Source organism: Alphaproteobacteria bacterium, assembly GCA_041396705.1.
In the GTDB taxonomy this organism is placed as follows: domain Bacteria; phylum Pseudomonadota; class Alphaproteobacteria; order CALKHQ01; family CALKHQ01; genus CALKHQ01.
In genome coordinates this window covers 99,543-117,376 of record JAWKYB010000012.1, presented here as the reverse complement: position 1 = coordinate 117,376, position 17,834 = coordinate 99,543, and the positions used below count along the sequence as shown (strand labels likewise).

17 protein-coding genes are annotated in these 17,834 nt (G+C 70.8%); 3 read left to right on the top strand and 14 right to left on the bottom strand.

All coding sequences use genetic code 11. The features are described from left to right. Window positions 1–3 precede the first annotated feature (3 nt). Window positions 4–2,094 carry a ComEC/Rec2 family competence protein gene (locus tag R3F55_17580; GenBank protein MEZ5669211.1) on the bottom strand — a complete coding sequence of 697 codons (2,091 nt, stop codon included), beginning with the start codon at window positions 2,092–2,094 and terminating at the stop codon, window positions 4–6. A gap of 177 nt (window positions 2,095–2,271) precedes the next feature. Here R3F55_17580 and gltX point away from each other — a divergent pair, with 177 nt between their 5' ends. The 3 genes from gltX to R3F55_17565 are packed head-to-tail and all read left to right on the top strand — an operon-like array spanning window position 2,272 to window position 5,429. Continuing rightward, window positions 2,272–3,720 (top strand): glutamate--tRNA ligase, encoded by a 1,449-nt coding sequence (gene gltX, locus R3F55_17575; protein ID MEZ5669210.1) that lies wholly within the window; start codon window positions 2,272–2,274, stop codon window positions 3,718–3,720. A 54-nt stretch (window positions 3,721–3,774) separates the two neighbouring features. After that, a complete protein-coding gene (gene gltA, locus R3F55_17570; protein MEZ5669209.1) occupies window positions 3,775–5,088 on the top strand; it encodes a citrate synthase in 1,314 nt (437 codons plus the stop codon). A 56-nt stretch (window positions 5,089–5,144) separates the two neighbouring features. Further along, window positions 5,145–5,429 (top strand): hypothetical protein, encoded by a 285-nt coding sequence (locus R3F55_17565; protein ID MEZ5669208.1) that lies wholly within the window; start codon window positions 5,145–5,147, stop codon window positions 5,427–5,429. A gap of 18 nt (window positions 5,430–5,447) precedes the next feature. On the opposite strand, the gene gloA is transcribed toward R3F55_17565, so the two are convergent. From gloA to pyrH, 13 genes are all read right to left on the bottom strand, one after another. Next, on the bottom strand, window positions 5,448–5,885 hold the full coding sequence (gene gloA / locus R3F55_17560; GenBank protein ID MEZ5669207.1) for a lactoylglutathione lyase: 438 nt from the start codon (window positions 5,883–5,885) through the stop codon (window positions 5,448–5,450). 74 nt (window positions 5,886–5,959) lie between these two features. After that, window positions 5,960–7,153 carry a lipid-A-disaccharide synthase gene (lpxB, locus tag R3F55_17555; protein MEZ5669206.1) on the bottom strand — a complete coding sequence of 398 codons (1,194 nt, stop codon included), beginning with the start codon at window positions 7,151–7,153 and terminating at the stop codon, window positions 5,960–5,962. Then, complete coding sequence (gene lpxI, locus R3F55_17550) at window positions 7,150–7,992, bottom strand: UDP-2,3-diacylglucosamine diphosphatase LpxI (GenBank protein ID MEZ5669205.1); 843 nt, start codon at window positions 7,990–7,992, stop codon at window positions 7,150–7,152. The genes lpxB and lpxI overlap by 4 nt, the downstream gene beginning before the upstream one ends. After that, window positions 7,982–8,791 carry an acyl-ACP--UDP-N-acetylglucosamine O-acyltransferase gene (lpxA, locus tag R3F55_17545; GenBank protein MEZ5669204.1) on the bottom strand — a complete coding sequence of 270 codons (810 nt, stop codon included), beginning with the start codon at window positions 8,789–8,791 and terminating at the stop codon, window positions 7,982–7,984. The genes lpxI and lpxA overlap by 11 nt, the downstream gene beginning before the upstream one ends. After that, window positions 8,788–9,264 carry a 3-hydroxyacyl-ACP dehydratase FabZ gene (gene fabZ, locus R3F55_17540; protein ID MEZ5669203.1) on the bottom strand — a complete coding sequence of 159 codons (477 nt, stop codon included), beginning with the start codon at window positions 9,262–9,264 and terminating at the stop codon, window positions 8,788–8,790. The genes lpxA and fabZ overlap by 4 nt, the downstream gene beginning before the upstream one ends. A 4-nt stretch (window positions 9,265–9,268) precedes the next feature. Continuing rightward, on the bottom strand, window positions 9,269–10,294 hold the full coding sequence (lpxD, locus tag R3F55_17535; GenBank protein MEZ5669202.1) for a UDP-3-O-(3-hydroxymyristoyl)glucosamine N-acyltransferase: 1,026 nt from the start codon (window positions 10,292–10,294) through the stop codon (window positions 9,269–9,271). A 34-nt stretch (window positions 10,295–10,328) separates the two neighbouring features. Then, window positions 10,329–12,614 (bottom strand): outer membrane protein assembly factor BamA, encoded by a 2,286-nt coding sequence (gene bamA, locus R3F55_17530; GenBank protein ID MEZ5669201.1) that lies wholly within the window; start codon window positions 12,612–12,614, stop codon window positions 10,329–10,331. Between the two features lie 14 nt (window positions 12,615–12,628). Further along, a complete protein-coding gene (gene rseP / locus R3F55_17525; protein ID MEZ5669200.1) occupies window positions 12,629–13,795 on the bottom strand; it encodes an RIP metalloprotease RseP in 1,167 nt (388 codons plus the stop codon). A gap of 60 nt (window positions 13,796–13,855) precedes the next feature. Next, entirely contained in the window at window positions 13,856–15,022 is a 1,167-nt protein-coding gene (locus R3F55_17520) for a 1-deoxy-D-xylulose-5-phosphate reductoisomerase (GenBank protein ID MEZ5669199.1), read from the bottom strand. Then, the gene (locus tag R3F55_17515; protein ID MEZ5669198.1) at window positions 15,019–15,747 is read right to left on the bottom strand and encodes a phosphatidate cytidylyltransferase; all 729 of its coding nucleotides are present in this window, start codon (window positions 15,745–15,747) and stop codon (window positions 15,019–15,021) included. The genes R3F55_17520 and R3F55_17515 overlap by 4 nt, the downstream gene beginning before the upstream one ends. Then, the gene (gene uppS, locus R3F55_17510) at window positions 15,728–16,402 is read right to left on the bottom strand and encodes a polyprenyl diphosphate synthase (GenBank protein ID MEZ5669197.1); all 675 of its coding nucleotides are present in this window, start codon (window positions 16,400–16,402) and stop codon (window positions 15,728–15,730) included. The genes R3F55_17515 and uppS overlap by 20 nt, the downstream gene beginning before the upstream one ends. Window positions 16,403–16,466: 64 nt before the next feature. After that, window positions 16,467–16,988 (bottom strand): ribosome recycling factor, encoded by a 522-nt coding sequence (gene frr, locus R3F55_17505; GenBank protein MEZ5669196.1) that lies wholly within the window; start codon window positions 16,986–16,988, stop codon window positions 16,467–16,469. 86 nt (window positions 16,989–17,074) lie between these two features. After that, window positions 17,075–17,812 (bottom strand): UMP kinase, encoded by a 738-nt coding sequence (gene pyrH / locus R3F55_17500; protein ID MEZ5669195.1) that lies wholly within the window; start codon window positions 17,810–17,812, stop codon window positions 17,075–17,077. Window positions 17,813–17,834 lie beyond the last annotated feature (22 nt).

Below are 17,834 nucleotides of genomic sequence, written 5' to 3'. Positions count from 1 at the left end.
CTCTCAGCGGTTGGTTGCCACCCACGGCCGATGGCCGCGCCGGGCGCCGACGCTGTCGACCGCCAAGCCGCCGTCGCCGTCGAGCGCGATGCTGTGGGCCCCATCCACCGCCAGGTCGACGTAACGGATGGTCGGCGTGCCGGTGGCGCAGGCGCGGCCGCCCGGAAAGAGCTGGACGACGAGATCGGCCAGGCGGCAGTCGTCGTCGAGCGCGTCCCGCGTGGCCGCCAGCGCGACGGACCGGCCGGCAACCGCGAACACGCAGCCGAAGGCGTCGCAAGACGCCGGCACGCCGTCGTCCGCGGCCGCGTCCAGCCGGCGCAGCGAAACCGCCGGGTCCAGCCCGGCCAGCCGGGCCCAGCCCTCGGTGTCGAAGCGGTCGCGGCGCAGCGACGGCACATACAGCGCCGAGCCGGCGACGAGGCCGTAGGCACGGCCCGATCCGGCGACGAACACCGCCGGCGGCGCCGCGGCGAGCAGCGCGACGAGCCCCGCCACCGCCGGAACCGCACCGAGCCAGCGCAGCCGGCTGCGCCACAGGCAGAGCCACAGCCCGCCCCCGGCGAACAGCGCCAGCGTCCAGGCCTCGGCCGCGGGTGCGCGCAGCACCGCGCCGGGCGCGTCGGCGATCGCCGTGCTGACCGTGCGCAACAGCGCGATGCCCCACCCCGCCGGCACGAAGCCCAGCTCGCCGAGGCCGACCGCGGCGGCGAGACAGCCGAGCGCCAGAAAAGGCATGATCCAGAACGCCATCAGCGGGATCGCGACCAGATTGGCGACGATGCCGTACAGCGCCACCTGCTGGAAGTGGAACAGCGCGAATGGCGCGGTGGCCAGCGTGGCGACCAGGGTGCTGTACAGCGTCGCCGCCAGGTAGACCAGCGGCCGCGCCCGCGGCCCGCCGCCGCGCGGCCGGCCGAGGCCGGCGATCAGCGCGCGGCGCGCCTCCACCCATTCGAAGCCGGCGATCAGCGCGACGACCGCGGCGAAGGACAGCTGGAAGCTGGGCCCGAGCACGGCCGCCGGCGCCAGCAGCATCACGCCGAGCGCGGCCGTGGCGACCAGGCGCATGGAGATCGGGTTGCGGTCGAGCAGCACCGCGCCCAGTGCCAGCGCCACCATCAGGAAGGCCCGCGCGGTCGGCGGCGTGGTGCCCGCGATCAGCATGTAGACGAAGGCGGCGGCGATGCCGGCGATGGCGGCCCACTTCTTGACCGGATGGTGCAGCGCCAGCGCCGGCACCAGCGCCAGCAGCGCCCGCACGCCCCAGAACACGAAGCCGGCGACGATGCCGATGTGCAGGCCGGAGATCGCCAGCAGGTGCGCCAGCCCGGCGTCGCGCAGCGCGGCGCGGTCGTCGTCCGCGATCTCGCCGCGCTCGCCGACCACCAGCGCCTTGGCCAGCCCGGCCTCGGGCCCGTCGAGCGCGCCGCCGATCGAAGCGGAAATGGCGCGGCGGGCGCGCTCCACCAGCGTGTCCGGGCTGCCGGCGCCGGCATCGTCGATCGCCGCGCGGCCCAGCACGAATCCGACCGCGCCGATGCCGTCGAAATAGGACTGGCGCTGAAAATCATAGGCACCGGGCGCAAGCGGCGGCGGCGGCGGCTGCAGCACCGCGCTGGCCGAAAGCGTGGCGCCGGGCGACGGCATCGCCTCCGGCGACCGCAAGCTGATGCGCACGCGCGGCGGCAACGGGTCCGTTTCCGGCGTCGAGAGCGCCGGCCGCTCGACCACGACCCGGACCCGGCCGCCGTCCCGCGGCTCGATGTCGACGATCCGCCCGCTGACGTTCACCGCGCCGACATCCCGGTCCAGCATCCGCGGCGCGACCGACCAGGTGGCGAGCTGCGCCCAGCCCCAGCCGGCTGCCGCCAGCGCCAGCACCAGCGCGACCAGCGGCAGCGTCGCACGGCGGCGCGTCGTCCAGGCCAGCGCGACCAGGACGGCGAAGGCGGCGGCGGGCCAGACCCAGGGCGGCTCGACCGGCCGGTCGAAATAGGCCAGGACGCCGGCGCCGAACGCGACTGGCAGCCACAGCACCAGCCGTTCCTGCTCCCGGCCGAGGCAGGCGCCCAGCGCCGTCCCGGCGCGCATGGCAAGCGAGGGTTGCATGGCGCGAGTGTGGCACACTCGCCGGCCGCGCGCTGCCGTCTGTGCGCCGCAGCGGCGCGGCAGCGGCGCGGCGAAGGGCGCCCGGGCCGACAACGGGTTTGGCGCGACGGGAAGCGTCGTGCTACATCAGCCCAGCCCCACGCATCCTTGCCGAGCCCGATGACCGTCACCACGCGTTTCGCGCCGTCGCCGACCGGATTCCTCCACATCGGCGGTGCGCGCACCGCCTATTTCAACTGGCTGTTCGCCCGCCATCACGGCGGCCGTTTCCTGTTGCGCATCGAGGACACCGACAAGGCGCGCTCCACCGAGGCGGCGATGCAGGCGATCGTCGACGGGCTCGCCTGGCTGGGCCTGGCATGGGACGGCGACGTGATCTACCAGTCGGCCCGCCAGGACCGCCACGCCGCGGTCGCGCACGAGCTCGTCGCCGCCGGCCGGGCCTATCGCTGCTATTGCACGCCGGAGGAGCTTGAACAGATGCGGGCGGAGGCCAAGGCGGCCGGCCGCTCGCTGCGCTACGACGGGCGCTGGCGCGACCGCGACCCGGCCAAGGCGCCGGCCGGCGTGCCGCCGGTGATCCGGGTGAAGGCGCCGCTGGCGGGCAGCACCACCATCGACGATGCGGTCCAGGGCGAGGTCACCGTCGGCCACGACCAGCTCGACGATTTCGTGCTGCTGCGCGCCGACGGCACGCCGACCTACATGCTGTCGGTGGTGGTCGACGACCACGACATGGGCATCACCCACGTGATCCGCGGCGACGACCACCTGACCAATGCCTTCCGCCAGCGCGTGCTGTACGAGGCCTGCGGGTGGGACGTGCCGGCCTTCGCCCACATCCCGATGATCCACGGGCCGGACGGCGCCAAGCTGTCGAAGCGACACGGGGCGCTTGGCGTCGAGGCCTATCGCGAGATGGGCTACCTGCCGGAGGCGCTGCGCAACTATCTGCTGCGGCTGGGCTGGAGCCACGGCGACGACGAGGTGATCGACACCGACCGGGCGGTGGCCTGGTTCGGGCTCGAAGCGGTCGGCCGCTCGCCGTCGCGCTTCGACTTCGACAAGCTGAACAGCCTGAACAACCACTACATCCGCCAGGCCGAGCCGGAGCGGCTTGCCGGGCTGGTGCTGCCGCTGGTCGCGGCGCGCACCGGCGCCGACACGGCCGCGCTGAACCCCGGCCGGCTGGTTCGCCTGGTCGACGAGCTGAAGCCGCGCGCCAACACGCTGGTCGAGATGGCCGAGCAGGCGGCGTTCCTCTATGCCGCCCGTCCGCTGGCCGCCGACGCCAAGGCGGCGCGGGCGCTGGACGAAGCCGCCCTCGCCCGGCTGGCGGCGCTGGCCGCTGCGCTGCGCGCCCTGCCCGCCGCCGGCTGGACACCGGCGGCGCTGGAGGATGCGACCAAGGCGCATGCCGAGGCGGCCGGGCTCAAGCTCAAGGACGTGGCCCAGCCCTTGCGTGCCGCCCTGACCGGCAGCCTGGTCTCGCCCGGAATCTTCGGCGTGCTGGCGGCGCTGGGCCGCGACGAGAGCCTGGGACGGATCGACGATGCGGTTGCCGGCCGGATGGCCGGACTGGACTCGCACGAAGCGGTAACCAGTTGAGATGTATGAGATGTGCGCCATTCGCGTGCAGGTGAGCCGACAGGAGCAGAAGTGATGGGCGAGGCCGACAACAAGGGACGCACGGTCACACTGGTCGACAAGACCAGCGGCAAGGAGTTCGCGTGCGCCGTCATCCCGGGCACCACCGGGCCGGACGTGATCGACGTGCGCAAGCTCTATGCCGAGACCGGGATGTTCACCTTCGATCCGGGCTTCACCTCGACCGCCAGCTGCCGCTCGAAGATCACTTTCATCGACGGCGACAAGGGCGAGCTGCTCTACCGCGGCTATCCGATCGAGCAGCTCGCCGACAAGTCGGACTTCATGGAGGTCTGCTATCTGCTGCTGTACGGCGAGCTGCCGGCCCCGGCAGAGAAGGACAAGTTCCAGAAGTCGATCACCTACCATTCGATGCTGCACGAGCAGATCCTGAATTTCTTCCGGGGCTTCCGGCGCGATGCGCATCCGATGGCGGTGATGTGCGGCGTGGTCGGCGCGCTGTCGGCCTTCTACCACGACTCGCTCGACATCAACGATCCGCACCAGCGGATGATCGCCTCGCACCGGCTGATCGCAAAGATGCCGACCATCGCGGCGATGGCCTACAAATATTCGGCCGGCCAGCCGTTCATGTATCCCCAGAATGCCCTGTCCTATGCCGAGAATTTCCTGCACATGACCTTCGCGGTGCCGTGCGAGGACTACAAGATCAACCCGGCGATCGCGCGGGCGATGGACCGCATCTTCATCCTGCACGCCGACCACGAGCAGAACGCCTCGACCTCCACCGTGCGGCTGGCCGGTTCGTCCGGCGCCAACCCGTTCGCCTGCATCGCCGCCGGCATCGCCTCGCTGTGGGGCCCGGCCCACGGCGGCGCCAACGAGGCGGTGCTGAACATGCTGCGCGAGATCGGCGACAAGTCGCGGATCGGTGAATACATCAAGAAGGCGAAGGACAAGGACGACCCGTTCCGGCTGATGGGCTTCGGCCATCGCGTCTATCGCAACTTCGACCCCCGCGCCAAAGTGATGCAGCAGAGCTGCTACGAGGTGCTCGACGCGCTCGGCATCCGTGACGAGCCGCTGCTCGACCTGGCCATGGCCCTGGAGAAAATCGCGCTCGAGGACGAATATTTCGTCGAACGCCGGCTCTATCCGAACGTCGACTTCTACTCCGGTCGTCTCTTGAACGCGATCGGCTTTCCGACGCCGCTGTTCACCGTCCTGTTCGCGCTGGCGCGTACCGTCGGGTGGATCGCGCAGTGGAAGGAAATGATCGAGGACCCGGAGCAGCGCATCGGCCGTCCGCGGCAGCTCTACTCCGGCTATGCCAAGCGCGACTACGTGCCGTTGGACGCGCGCGGCTGAACCGGGCATCGAACCGGACAGACGCGCGCCGGTAAGAGCCACGAGGGCTTGCAGACATGGCCCTGCCGAAGCAACCGAACGATCCCGGGCCACCGGCCTCCGGCCGCGGCCGCCGGGCGCCTGCATTCGCGCGAAGCGGCCTCGCCGGCCGCTTCCAGCCGCCGCACGAGGCGTTGCACAGGGCCGGCCTGCGGCCGCTCGCCGGGCCCGGGGCGCGACAGGCCATTCCCGCGGCCGCCAACGACAACGCGCCGTCGATGCGCTGGCGGCTCACCCAATGGGTCACCGCGGCCGGGCTGGTGGTCGCCAGCGCGGCGCTGGTGTGGCTGGCCGGGGACTGAGCCCCCGGCCGGCGCCGGTCAGGCGCGTTCGATCAGTTCGATCTTGTAGCCGTCCGGATCCTCGATGAAGGCGATGACGCTGCCGCCGTGCTTCATCGGGCCCGGCGGGCGCGGAATGCTGACGTGCTCCGCCTCCAGCTGCTTGCAGACTCCGTAGATGTCCGGCACGCCGATGGCGAGATGGCCGAAGCCGGAGCCGAGCTCGTACGGCGTCTCCTGGTCCCAGTTGTGGGTCAGCTCGACCACGGCGCTGCTCTCCTCGTCGCCATAGCCGACGAAGGCCAGCGTGAACTTCCCGGTCGGAAAATCCTTCTTGCGCAGCAGCTTCATGCCCAGCAGGCGGGTGTAGAAGTCCAGCGACTTGTCCAGGTCGCGGACCCGGATCATGGTGTGCAGCAGGCGGAACCTGTCGGCCTGCACGGCGGGGCGCTCGGTTGCGGTCTCGGCCACGGCCATCGGGCATTCTCCCTCGGTTGCTGTGCGCTGACTTGGGCCGACGGCGGGCCGGGCGATGCCGGCGCCGGCGCCGTTCAGCCGTCGATGGCAAGGTCGGTGGCGGAGCCGTCCAAGTCAAGCCCGGCCAGCCGCAGCACCGTGCGCGCGGCCTGCCGGCTGGGTGCCTCGTCGCCGGCCCCGATCGCCGCCAGCGCCTCGCGCTGCGCCTGCCGGATCGCGCCGGCCCGGGCCGGAACGCGCAGGATTTCCGCCACGGTGTCTGCGATCGCTTCCGGCCGGGCCCGGTCCTGCAGCAGCTCCGGCACCGCCATGCGGTCGAGGATCAGGTTGACCAGGTTGGCATAGCGCACGCGCACCATCATCCGCACCACCAGGCCGGTGAAGGCGGAGACGCGATAGACGATGACCGGCGGTACGCCGGCCATCGCCAGTTCCAGCGCAACGGTGCCGGACGCGGCGATCGCCGCATCGGCGGCGGCCATCGCGTCGTACTTCTCCGCCTCGTCATGCGTGAGGACGGGCGCGCCGGGCCATGCGGCCGCCATCGCCGCGACCCGGTCGGCCACGTTCGGCACCGTCGGCACCACCACGCGCAACCCGGGTACCGCGTTCGCCAGACGGGCGAGACTCGCGCCCAGCACGGCGCCAAGCCGGTCGACCTCGCCGCGGCGGCTGCCGGGCAGCACGCAGACCAGCCTTGCCGCCGGATCGATGCCGTGCCGGCGGCGGAAGGCCGCGCCGTCGCCACCGCCGGCGGCCGATTCCAGGATCGGGTGGCCGACGAAGGTCGCCGGCAGCCCGACGCGCTCGAAATAGGGCGGCTCGAACGGCAGCAGCGTCATCAGGTGGTCGAAGTTCTTGCGGAACTTGTGCACCCGCCAGGGTCGCCAGGCCCAGACGGTCGGCGCCACATAGTGGATGCGCGGCACGCTGCGGTCCGGCAGCCGGCGCACCACGCCGAAGGCGAAGGCCGGCGCGTCGATGGTGACCAGCGCGTGCGGCCGGAACGCCGTCACCGCATCGGCCACCTGGCGCATGCGGCGGAACAGCGCCGGCGCGCGCGGCACCACCTCCAGCACCCCCATCACCGACAGCTCGTCCATCGGGAACAGGCTGTCCAGACCGGCCGCGGCCATCGCCGGGCCGCCGACGCCGCGCAGTTCGATCGGCCGCGGCGACAGCGCACGCAGCGCCGCGATCAGCCGGCCGCCGATCAGGTCGCCCGACGGCTCGCCGGCGACCAGATACAGCCGCAGCGGCTCGGTCAAGGCGCCGGCGCGGCCTGGACCGCGACCCCGACGACGAACAGCCCCAGCCGGTCGGCTTCCGCGACCGTCTCGGCGCGGTCGATCAGGATGACGCGCCCGGCCTCGATCGCCATGCCGCGCAGGCCGGCCTGCGCCGCCGCGCGCACCGTGTCCGCGCCCACGGTCGGCAGGTCGAGCCTGAGGTCCTGCTGCGGCTTGCTGGCCTTGACCAGCACGCCGCCCGCCCCCTTGCGGCTGAGCGCAGCGCAGCGCGCGATCATCGCGTCGGTGCCTTCGACCGCCTCGACCGCCAGCACGATGCCCTGCTGCACCGCGGCCGCCTGGCCGACGTCGCAGGCGCCCAGGCCGGCTACGACCGCGATGCCGCGCCGGATGTCGGCTTCCGCCTCGGCGTCGGGACGGGCCCGGGTCAGCACACCCTCCGGCGTGGCGAGACCGGGCGCCAGATCGAGCGGGCCGACCACCTGGAAGCCTTCGCCGGCGATCACGTCGGCGATCGCGCGCAGCAGGCTGTCGTCGCCCAGCGCGCGCCGGCCGATGCGGGCGAGCAGGCCGATGGTCGCGAAATCGGGCCGCAGGGACGACAGCGACGGCCGCTCGACCTTGCCGACGAAGACCACCTGCTCGACGCCGGCCCGTTTCAGGTGCTTGACGCCGGTGCCGGCCTCGCCCAGGCGGATCGCCGCGTGGCCGTCGGGCTGCACCCGCGCGGCAAGCTCGGGATCGGCATCGTCGCGCAGGCTGAGCAGGAAGACCGAGCGGCCGGCGTCGCGGCACGCCCGTGCCACCAGTTCGGGAAGACGGCCGCCGCCGGCGACGACACCGACCTTAGGCGGCATTGTCCTGCGGCCGGCAGATCGGCCGCGACTTGCCCGCGCGGATGAACTCGACAATGGCGCGCACGGGGGCATTGTCCGCGAAAGCCGCCTCGACCTCGGCCACCCGCTCCTCCAGCGTCGCGCCGTCGTCGAACAGCGTCCGGTAGGCGGCGCGCAGCGCATTGATGTCCTCGCGCGCCATGTTGTGGCGCTTGGCGCCGATCAGATTGAGGCCGGACAGCCGGGCCCGGTCGCCCATCACGGTGCCATAGGGAATCACGTCCTGCTCGACCCCGGACATGCCGCCGATCATGGCGTTGCGGCCGATGCGCACGAACTGCTGCACCGCCGACATGCCGCCGATGATGGCGTAATCCTCGATCACCACATGGCCGCCCAGGGTGGCATTGTTGGCCATGATGACGTGATTGCCGATCAGGCAGTCGTGGGCGACGTGGCAGGTCGCCATGATCAGGCAACGGTCGCCGACCCGGGTCAGCATGCCGCCGCCCTCGGTGCCGGGGTTCATGGTCACATGCTCGCGGATCGTGGTCCCGGCGCCGATCTCCAGCCGCGATTCCTCGCCGCGGTACTTCAGGTCCTGCGGTCGGTGGCCGATCGACGAGAAGGGATAGATCTCGGTGTCGGCGCCGACCCGGGTCCTGCCGGTCACCACCACATGGCTGTGCAGGCGCACCCGGTCGCCAAGCTCCACATCACCGTCCACGATGCAGTAGGGGCCGACCCGCACGCCCGCGCCGAGGCGGGCACGCGGATCGATGATGGCCGTCGGGTGAATCTCGGCCGCTGTCTCGCTCATTCCTCCGGCGGATCCACGATCATCGCCGTGAACACGGCCTCGGCGCAGATGCGCCCGTCGACGCGCGCCTCGCCGCTGAACTTCCAGACCGCGCCGCGACTGCGCTCCTTCAACACATGCAGCTCGAGCTGGTCGCCGGGCAGCACCGGGTGGCGGAACCGGGCGTTCTCCACCGACATGAAATAGACCAGCTTGCCCATCGCGCCGGGACCGAGCGTGTGGACAACCAGGACGCCGGCGGTCTGCGCCAGCGCCTCGATGATCAGCACACCCGGCATTACCGGCTTGGACGGAAAGTGGCCCGCGAAGTAATGCTCGTTCATCGAGACGTTCTTGACGCCCACAGCGCCGACGCCGGCGCGCGCCTCGACGATCCGGTCCACCATCAGGAACGGATAGCGGTGCGGGATCATCCGCATGATCTCGGTGACGTCGAACTCCTCGGCGTCCTGAGGCTTGAGCTTGGCCTCCATCGTGCTAGGCGTCTCCTTTCCGGGCCAGCCGCTGCAGGCTCGCGAGCTCGCGAAAGAACTGCTTTATCGGAACGGCCGGCGTACCGCCATATCTCCCACCGGGCGGAACGTCGCGCATCACACCCGAGGCGGCCGCAATCTGCGCCCCCTTGCCCACCGTGATGTGGCCAGCAACACCCGATTGCGCCGCAACGACGACGAAATCCTCTAATTTTGCGCTGCCGGCGACGCCAGACTGGGCAACCAGAACACAACCGCGGCCAATGGTGACGTTGTGCCCGATCTGCACCTGATTATCAATCATCACGCCATCGCCGACCACCGTATCCGGCCCGGCGCCGCGGTCGATGCAGGTATTGGCGCCGATCTCGACATCGTCGCCGACCAGCACCCGGCCGACCTGCGGAATCCGCCGGTGCCCGGCGGGCGACATGGCGAAGCCGAAGCCGCGCTGGCCGAGTCGCACGCCGGGGTGCAGCAGGCAGCGCTTGCCGACCAGGCAATGGCTCAGGCTGGCGTTCGGCCCGACCACGGTGTCGTCGCCGACGGCGACGTTCCGGCCGATCACCGCATTGGCCCCGACATGGACCCGCGCGCCCAGCACAGCCCCCGATTCGATCACCGCTCCCGGCTCGATCCGGCAGTCGGCCGGCACCACCGCATCCGCGGCGACGACGGCGGAAGGCGCCACCCCCGGCTCCGGCGCACGGTCGGGATAGAACAGGTTGGCGATGACCGCGAAGGCCATATAGGGCTGTGCGCTGAGCAGCAGCACCATGCCCGCCGGCGCCTCGTCGCGAAAGGTCGGCTTCACCACGCAGACCCCGGCCGCGCTGGTGCGGAAGCCGGGCAGATAGGCGACGTTGTCGAGGAAGCCGATCTGGTCCGGCCCGGCCTCCGCCAGCGTGGCGATGTCGCGGACCGGGCGGGTCGGATCGGCATCGTCCGGCCACAGCGTGGCCGAGGCCGCCGCGGCCAGCTCGCCGATCGTGAACGGACCGGCGTTGTCAAAGAAGCGCGGATCAGCCATCGCTGGCGCAGCCCGGCATCATCGGCCCTGCCGCCTAGAACCGGGTGCCGAAGCTGAGCGAGAAGCGCTCGGTCTCGTCGTAGGATTCCTTCGATACCGGCTGCGAGACGTCGACCCGGACCGGGCCGAACGGCGAATCCCACAGCACGCCGATGCCGACCGAGCTGCGGATCGAGCCGGAGTCGACGACGGTCGGGCCGGAGGAGTCGAGGCCGGTCAGCGTGCCGAAATCGGCGAACACGGCTCCGGTCAGTCCCAGTTCCTCGGGCAGGCCGAGCGGGAACGACATCTCCGCCGAGCCGGTGAAGAAGGTGTTGCCGCCCAGCGCGTCGTCGGTGAACAGGTCGCGCGGACCGATGCCGCCGCGGCGGAAGCCGCGCAGGTCGCGGCCGCCGATGAAGAAGCGGTTGAAGATGCGCACGTCCTCGCCGATGCCGCTGATCATGCCGGCCTCGGCGCTGAGCGAGGCGACCACCTCCTCGGCGACCGGATAGTAGTAGCCGGCGCCCGCCGTCGCGCGGAAGAAGGTGACGTCGCCGCCCAGGCCGGCGAACTCGGTCCCGGCCCGGAGGAAATACCCCTCGGTCGGGTTGACGCGGCTGTCGCGCTGGTCGAACAGCAGCTGCTGGCCGATCGACGAGGTGATGCGGTCGCCCTCCTGCTCGCGCACGAAGATCGAGGCGTCGGACGGCACGTTGCTGATCGAATCCTGGCGCAGGGTGTAGGTCCAGTTCTGGCTCAGGCTTTCGTTGATGTTATAGCCCGCCCGCAGCGCGAAGCCGGTTTCCTCGGAGTCGTAGGAGGCGACGTCCTGCTGGTCGCGGGTGATGCGGAAGATATCGAAGCCCGCGGCGAGCCGGCGGTCGAGGAAATAGGGCTCGGTGAAGCTGAGGTCGATCTCCTGCCTGGACGTCGCCAGCGACAGGCCGAGCCGCAGGTCCTGGCCCTGGCCCAGCAGGTTGCGTTCGCGCAGCGAGAAGTCGGCGAGCGCGCCGTCGTTGGTGGAATAGCCGGCGCCGATCGACAGCTCGCCGGTCGACTTCTCCTCCACCTCGACCACGATCACGGTCTGGTCGGGGGCGTCGCCCGGCACGCTGCTGACGTCGACGGTCTCGAAGAAGTCGAGGTCGCGGATCTCCTGCTCCGACCGGCGCAGCCGCGCGGTGTTGAAGGCATCGCCCTCCACCAGCCGCATCTCGCGGCGAATCACCTGGTCCTGGGTGCGCACGTTGCCGACGATGTCGATGCGCTGCACGTAGACGCGCGGGCCCTGCTGGATGTCGTAGGTGACGCCGATCAGCAGGTTGTCGCGGTCGCGCTCGATGCGCGGGCGCACCTCGGCGAAGGCATAGCCGAGCTCGCCCAGCCGCGCCGTCATCGCCTGGATCGAGGCCTCGACCGCCTCGGCGTCGTACCAGTCGCCCTCGAAGGTGGTGATCTCGCTGCGCAGCTCCTCCGGCGACAGGTCGGGCAGCGCGCTCTGCACGTCGATCGCGCCGAAGCTGTAGCGCTCGCCCTCCTCCACCGTGAAGGTGACGAAGAAGCCGTCGCCTTCCGGCGCCAGCTCGGCGACGGCGGAGACCACCCGGAAGTCGGCGTAGCCCTCGGACAGGTAGAAGTTGCGCAGCAGCTCGCGGTCGAACGTCAGCCGGTCCGGGTCGTAGTTGTCCGAACTGGACAGGATGCGCCACCAGGCGCTCTCCTCGGTGAGGATCTCGCCCCTGAGCGTGCCGTCGCCGAAAGCCCGGTTGCCGACGAAGCTGATGCGGTCGACGCCGGTGAGCGGGCCCTCCTCGACCTCGAAGACGAGGTCGACGCGGTTCTGGTCCAGCGTGATGATCTGCGGGTCGACCGCCGCGGCATAGCGGCCGCTGCGCCGATAGACCTCGAGGATGCGGTCGGCGTCGTCGGCCACCTGGGTCTGGGTGTAGACGATGCGCGGCCGCGACTGGATCTCGGCCTCCAGCACGTCGGTGTCGATGCGGTCGTTCCCCTCGAACACCACGCGGTTGATGATCGGGTTCTCGTCCACCGTCACGGTAACGACCGTGCCGGTCACGGTCAGGTCGGCGTCGCGGAACAGGCCGCTGGCGAACAGGGCGCGCAGCGAGTCGTTCAGCGCGAACGGGTCGAGCGGATCGCCCTCCTGCACCGTCAGGTAGGAGCGGACCGTCTCGCTCTCGATGCGCTGGTTGCCCTCGACCACGATGGCGGAAATGGCCGGGCCGCCCTGCTGGGCCTTCGCCGCCATGCCAAGGCCGATCATCCCCATCACGACCGCGAGGATGGCCAGCGGCCGCATGCTGCCCCACTTCCGCATGATTCCGTACCTGCTCAGCCCGTGAGGTCGTTGAAGAATTCGACGATGCCGTCGTAACGCATCAGGTCATGCACTGTCGTCGTCAAGAACAGTCCGATGATCACGACAAGCCCGAATCCCATGGCCAGTTCGATCGCACGCCGCCCCAGCGGACGGCCACGAATCGCCTCGATGGCATAGAACAACAGATGACCGCCGTCCAGCACGGGGATCGGCAGCAGGTTGATCAGGCCGAGGCTGATCGACAGCGCCGCGATGAAGAACGCCAGCGACGGGGTTCCCGAGGCCGCGACGTGGCCCGACATCTCCATGATGCGCGGGATGCCGCTGATGTCCTCGGTGCCGCGCGAGCCGGCGACGATCTGGCCGACCGCGCGCACGGTGATCACGCTGAACTCCCAGGTCCGTGCGAAGCCGTGGACGACGGCGGAGAACGGGTCCAGCGTCTCCGCCGGCGCGGTGCTCTGCGAAATGCCCAGCCGCGCCACCTGCCGCGTATCGCCCAGCGGGTCGGTCTCCTCGACCATGTCGGGCATCACCTCGATCGACAGGGTCTCGCCGGCGCGTTCGACGGTCAGCTCCATCGGCGTGCCGACGTTGAGCTGCACCGCGCGAATCAGTTCCTCGAAGCTGCCGATGCCGCTGCCGTCGACCTCGACGATGCGGTCTCCGGCCTCGAGCCCGGCGCGCTCCGCCGCGCTGCCGGCGACGATCTCGCCGGCGACGGGCTCGGTCGTCGGCTCGCCGACGAACATCGCCAGCCCGGCGAAGACCACGGCCGACAGCAGGAAGTTGGCGACCGGGCCGGCCGCCACGATGGCGGCCCGCTGGCCGAGGCGCTTGGTCGGAAAGGCGCTGCGGTAGTAGTCGGCCTGGCTCATGCCGATCGCCTCGAGATGCGCGATCATCTCCGGCGTCGGCGGATCCTCGCGGTTGGCGGTCAGCGACTGCTCGCCGCCCAGCATCTTGACATAGCCGCCCAGCGGCAGCGCGCTGAACCGCCAGCGCGTGCCGGAGCGTGCGGTCCAGCCGAACAGCTCCGGGCCGAAGCCGATGGAGAAGACCTCCACCCGCACCCCGTTCCAGCGCGCCACCAGGTAGTGGCCGAGCTCGTGCACGAACACCAGGACGGTGAGCACGAACAGGAACGGAATGACGGTACCGAGGATGTAGTCGAACATGGGCTCCCGTCCCGAAACGCAATGCCGCCGCCGGCCGCCGACGCGACGATTGCGGCGCTGTCACATTACGCGGTCTGCGCGCCGCTTCACAACCTGCGTCGCCCGCAGGCGCGCGCTGCGGTCGGCCGCCAGCACGTCATCCAGGCCGGCGGGGGGCGGCGGGGCGACGTCGTCCAGCACCGATGCGACCACGTCGGTGATGGCGAGGTAGGGCAACGCCCCGTCGAGAAAGGCCGCGACGGCGACCTCGTTGGCCGCGTTCAGCACATTGGGAGCGCTGCCGCCGGCAGCAAGCGCCTGCCGGGCCAGGGCCAGCGCCGGGAACTGCGCGTCGTCCGGCTCGGCGAAATGCAGGGCGCCGATGGCGGCGAGGTCGAGCCGTGCCGCCGCCGTGTCCACCCGCTCCGGCCAGGCCAGGCAATAGGCGATGGGAATGCGCATGTCCGGCGCGCCGAGCTGGGCCAGCACCGACCCGTCGACATAGCAAACCATCGAATGAACGATCGATTCCGGGTGCATCAGCACCGCGATCTGGCTCTTGGCGACAGGAAAAAGATGAAAGGCCTCAATGGTTTCCAGGCCCTTATTCATCATCGTTGCGCTGTCGACCGAGATCTTTGCGCCCATCGACCAGTTGGGATGCGCCACCGCCTCGGCCGGCGTCACGTCGGTCAAAGTCTCCCGCGGCCGGTTGCGGAACGGGCCGCCCGACGCGGTCAGGATCAGGCGCTCGATCGCCTCCGGCCGGCGGGAGTCGAGCACCTGGAAGATGGCGTTGTGCTCCGAATCGGTCGGCAGCAGCAACGCACCGCTCGCCTGCGCCTCGGCCAGCATCAGGTCGCCGGCGCAGACCAGGCACTCCTTGTTGGCCAGCCCGATGCGGGCGCCGCGGCGGATGGCGGTCAGCGTCGGCGCCAGCCCGGCGGCGCCGACGATGGCGGCCATGACGAAGTCCGACTCGCGCGCCGCCGCCTCTTCGAGGCCGGCCGGACCGGCGGCCACCGCGATGCCGGTGCCGGCGAGCGCCTGGCGCAGCGCGTCGTAGCGACCGGGGTCGGCGACCGCCGCCATCTCCGCGCCCAGCCGCACCGCCAGCGCGGCGAGGCCGTCGACATCGCGGTTGGCGGTGACGGCAACGGCGCTGAACCGGTCGGGATGGCGCAGCATCACGTCGGCGGTCTGCCGTCCGACCGAACCGGTCGCCCCCAGCAGGGTGACGCGGGTCATTCCCATCGCAGCGCGATGTCGCCGGCCAGGATCTGGGCCAGGGCGAGCCCGATCGAGGCGGCGAACAGGCCGTCGAAGCGGTCGAGGAAGCCGCCGTGGCCGGGAATCAGGCTGCCGGCGTCCTTCACCCCGACACGGCGCTTGGTCAGCGATTCGGCGAGGTCGCCGAGCTGCGCCAGGATCGCCAGCGCCACCCCGACCGGTGCCAGGATCGCGGCGTCGCCGCCGAACGCCCAGCCGCCGATCCCGCCGGCGAGCCCGGCGCCGGCCAGGCCGCCGATGGCGCCCGACCAGGTCTTCTTCGGGCTGATCCGCGGCGCCAGCTTGGGGCCGCCGATCCAGCGGCCGACGCCATAGGCCAGGGTGTCGTTGGCGATCACCACCGCCAGCAGCCACAGCAGGCTGTCGCGCGCATAGTCGACCGATATCTCAAAAAACGGGAAGAAATATACGTAGAAGAACGAAAAACAGGCGACAGCCAGATAGGCCCATCCGCCGGCGACCCAGGCGTCCGGCAGGTTGCGCCGGCTCAGCCGATGCCATTCGGCGACCACGCCGCCGACCACCACGCCGGCAAGGATCACGACGCCATACGGCCCGGCGATGATCGCGGCCAGGCCGACCAGACCCATCACGATGCCGGTGGCCGTGCGGACGGTCAGGTCGCGGAATCGGCTCCCCGTCGGCGACGCGGACGGCGCGGCGTCACCGTCCGGCCATGCCATAGCGTCGCTCGCGCCGGCCGAACTCGCGCACCGCTGCGGCGAGCTGGTCGTGCCCGAAATCGGGCCACAGCACGTCGAGGAACAGCATCTCCGCATAGGCGCACTGCCACAGCAGGAAGTTGCTGATCCGCTGCTCGCCGCTGGTCCGGATCAGCAGGTCCGGGTCCGGCAGGTCTGCGGTGTACATGTTGGCCGACATTGCGGCCTCGTCGACGGCGTCGACCGTCATCTCGCCCGCCGCGACCTTGGCCGCGATGCGCCGCGCCGCCGTGGCGATCTCCGCCCGCCCGCCATAGCTGAGCGCGAGGGTGAGGGTGAGATTGCGGTTGCCGGCAGTCAGCGCTTCCGCATCCGCGATCAGCGCATTGATGTCGGGCGCCATCCGGGCGCGGTCGCCGATGACGCGCAGCCGCACGCCCTGGGAATGCAGTTCCGAAACCTCGCTGCGCAGGTAGCGGCGCAGCAGGCCCATCAGGTCCTCGACCTCGGCGAAGGGCCGCTTCCAGTTCTCCGACGAGAAGCCGAACAGGGTCAGGTAGCGCACGCCCAGCGCGACTGCCGCCTTGACGGTGGCGCGCACCGCGTCGGCGCCGCGGCGGTGGCCGGCGATCCGCGGCAGCCCGCGGCTGCGCGCCCAGCGGCCGTTGCCGTCCATGATGATGGCGACGTGCAGCGGCGTGGCCGGGTCGGCCGGTTCTGGCGCGGTGTCGGCCAAGGATTCAGACCTGCATGATCTCGGCTTCTTTGGCGGCGAGCAGCGCGTCGATCTCCTTGATGGTGTCGTCGGTCCACTTCTGCACGTCGTGGCCCAGGCCGTGGTGCTCGTCCTGCGAGATGTCGCCGTCCTTCTCCTGCCGCTTCAGCACCTCCATCGCGTCGCGGCGCACGTTGCGCACGGCGACCCGGGTCTGCTCGGCATATTTGTGGGCGACCTTGGTCAGCTCGGTGCGGCGCTCCTGGTTCAGCTCCGGCAGCGGCACGCGGATCACCTGCCCTTCCGACGACGGATTGAGGCCGAGGCCGCTGTCGCGGATCGCGCGCTCGACCGCGCCGGCGAGCCCGCGGTCCCACACCTGCACCGACAGCATGCGCGGATCGATCACGCTGACGGTGCCCAGCTGCGAGACCGGCATCTGGCTGCCATAGGCATCGACCATCACCGGCTCCAGCAGCCCGGTCGAGGCACGGCCGGTGCGCAGTCCGGCCAGTTCCTGCTTGAACACTTCGACCGCGCCGTGCATGCGCCGCCGGATGTCCTTGCCGCTGAATTCGCGGCTGCCTTGGTCGCTCACATCACCCTCCCTTCGGCCGTCTGACGCGCCCGATTTCAGGCGTCCCGGTCGCAGATGATCGTATACCGTCCGGCACCCTGCGCCACATCGGCGAACGCGCCCGCCTGGCGGATCGAGAACACGACGATCGGGATGCGGTTCTCGCGCGCCAGCGAGATGGCGGAATGGTCCATCACGCTGAGGTCGCGCGACAGCACCTCGCGATAGTCGAGCTTGTCGTGGCGCACCGCGTCGGGCGACTTCATCGGGTCGGCGCTGTAGACGCCGTCGACCTTGGTCCCCTTCATCAGCACGTCGCACTGCATCTCGGACGCGCGCAGCGCCGCGGCGGTGTCGGTGGTGAAGAACGGATTGCCGGTGCCGGCGGCGAAGATGACGATCCGGCCCTTCTCCATATGCCGCATGGCGCGGCGGCGGATGAACGGCTCGCACACCGTGTCCATCGGGATGGCCGACTGCACCCGGGTGTGCACGCCCAGCCGCTCCAGCGCGCTCTGCAGGGCCAGCGCGTTGATCACGGTGGCCAGCATGCCCATGTGGTCGGCGCTGGCCCGGTCCATGCCCGACGCCGCGCCGGAAACGCCGCGGAAGATGTTGCCGCCGCCGACCACCAGGCACAGCTGGATGCCGCTGTCGCGCACGATCTTCAGCTCGGACGCGACCTGCTTGACCACGTCGCTGTCCAGGCCGAAATCCCGGCTGCCCATCAGGGCCTCGCCCGAGATCTTCAGCAGGATCCGGCGATAGGGTCGCGGAGGTTGGTCGCTCGCCACCTCAGGTCACCCGCCTGCGCGC

Excerpts from the sequence above, each read along its gene's own strand:
- R3F55_17580 (MEZ5669211.1), bottom strand. The coding sequence starts at position 2,094 with ATGCGCGCCGGGACGGCGCTGGGCGCCTGCCTCGGCCGGGAGCAGGAA.
- gltX (MEZ5669210.1), top strand. The coding sequence starts at position 2,272 with ATGACCGTCACCACGCGTTTCGCGCCGTCGCCGACCGGATTCCTCCAC.
- gltA (MEZ5669209.1), top strand. The coding sequence starts at position 3,775 with ATGGGCGAGGCCGACAACAAGGGACGCACGGTCACACTGGTCGACAAG.
- R3F55_17565 (MEZ5669208.1), top strand. The coding sequence starts at position 5,145 with ATGGCCCTGCCGAAGCAACCGAACGATCCCGGGCCACCGGCCTCCGGC.
- gloA (MEZ5669207.1), bottom strand. The coding sequence starts at position 5,885 with ATGGCCGTGGCCGAGACCGCAACCGAGCGCCCCGCCGTGCAGGCCGAC.
- lpxI (MEZ5669205.1), bottom strand. The coding sequence starts at position 7,992 with ATGCCGCCTAAGGTCGGTGTCGTCGCCGGCGGCGGCCGTCTTCCCGAA.
- lpxA (MEZ5669204.1), bottom strand. The coding sequence starts at position 8,791 with ATGAGCGAGACAGCGGCCGAGATTCACCCGACGGCCATCATCGATCCG.
- fabZ (MEZ5669203.1), bottom strand. The coding sequence starts at position 9,264 with ATGGAGGCCAAGCTCAAGCCTCAGGACGCCGAGGAGTTCGACGTCACC.
- lpxD (MEZ5669202.1), bottom strand. The coding sequence starts at position 10,294 with ATGGCTGATCCGCGCTTCTTTGACAACGCCGGTCCGTTCACGATCGGC.
- bamA (MEZ5669201.1), bottom strand. The coding sequence starts at position 12,614 with ATGCGGAAGTGGGGCAGCATGCGGCCGCTGGCCATCCTCGCGGTCGTG.
- rseP (MEZ5669200.1), bottom strand. The coding sequence starts at position 13,795 with ATGTTCGACTACATCCTCGGTACCGTCATTCCGTTCCTGTTCGTGCTC.
- R3F55_17520 (MEZ5669199.1), bottom strand. The coding sequence starts at position 15,022 with ATGACCCGCGTCACCCTGCTGGGGGCGACCGGTTCGGTCGGACGGCAG.
- R3F55_17515 (MEZ5669198.1), bottom strand. The coding sequence starts at position 15,747 with ATGGCATGGCCGGACGGTGACGCCGCGCCGTCCGCGTCGCCGACGGGG.
- uppS (MEZ5669197.1), bottom strand. The coding sequence starts at position 16,402 with ATGGACGGCAACGGCCGCTGGGCGCGCAGCCGCGGGCTGCCGCGGATC.
- frr (MEZ5669196.1), bottom strand. The coding sequence starts at position 16,988 with ATGCACGGCGCGGTCGAAGTGTTCAAGCAGGAACTGGCCGGACTGCGC.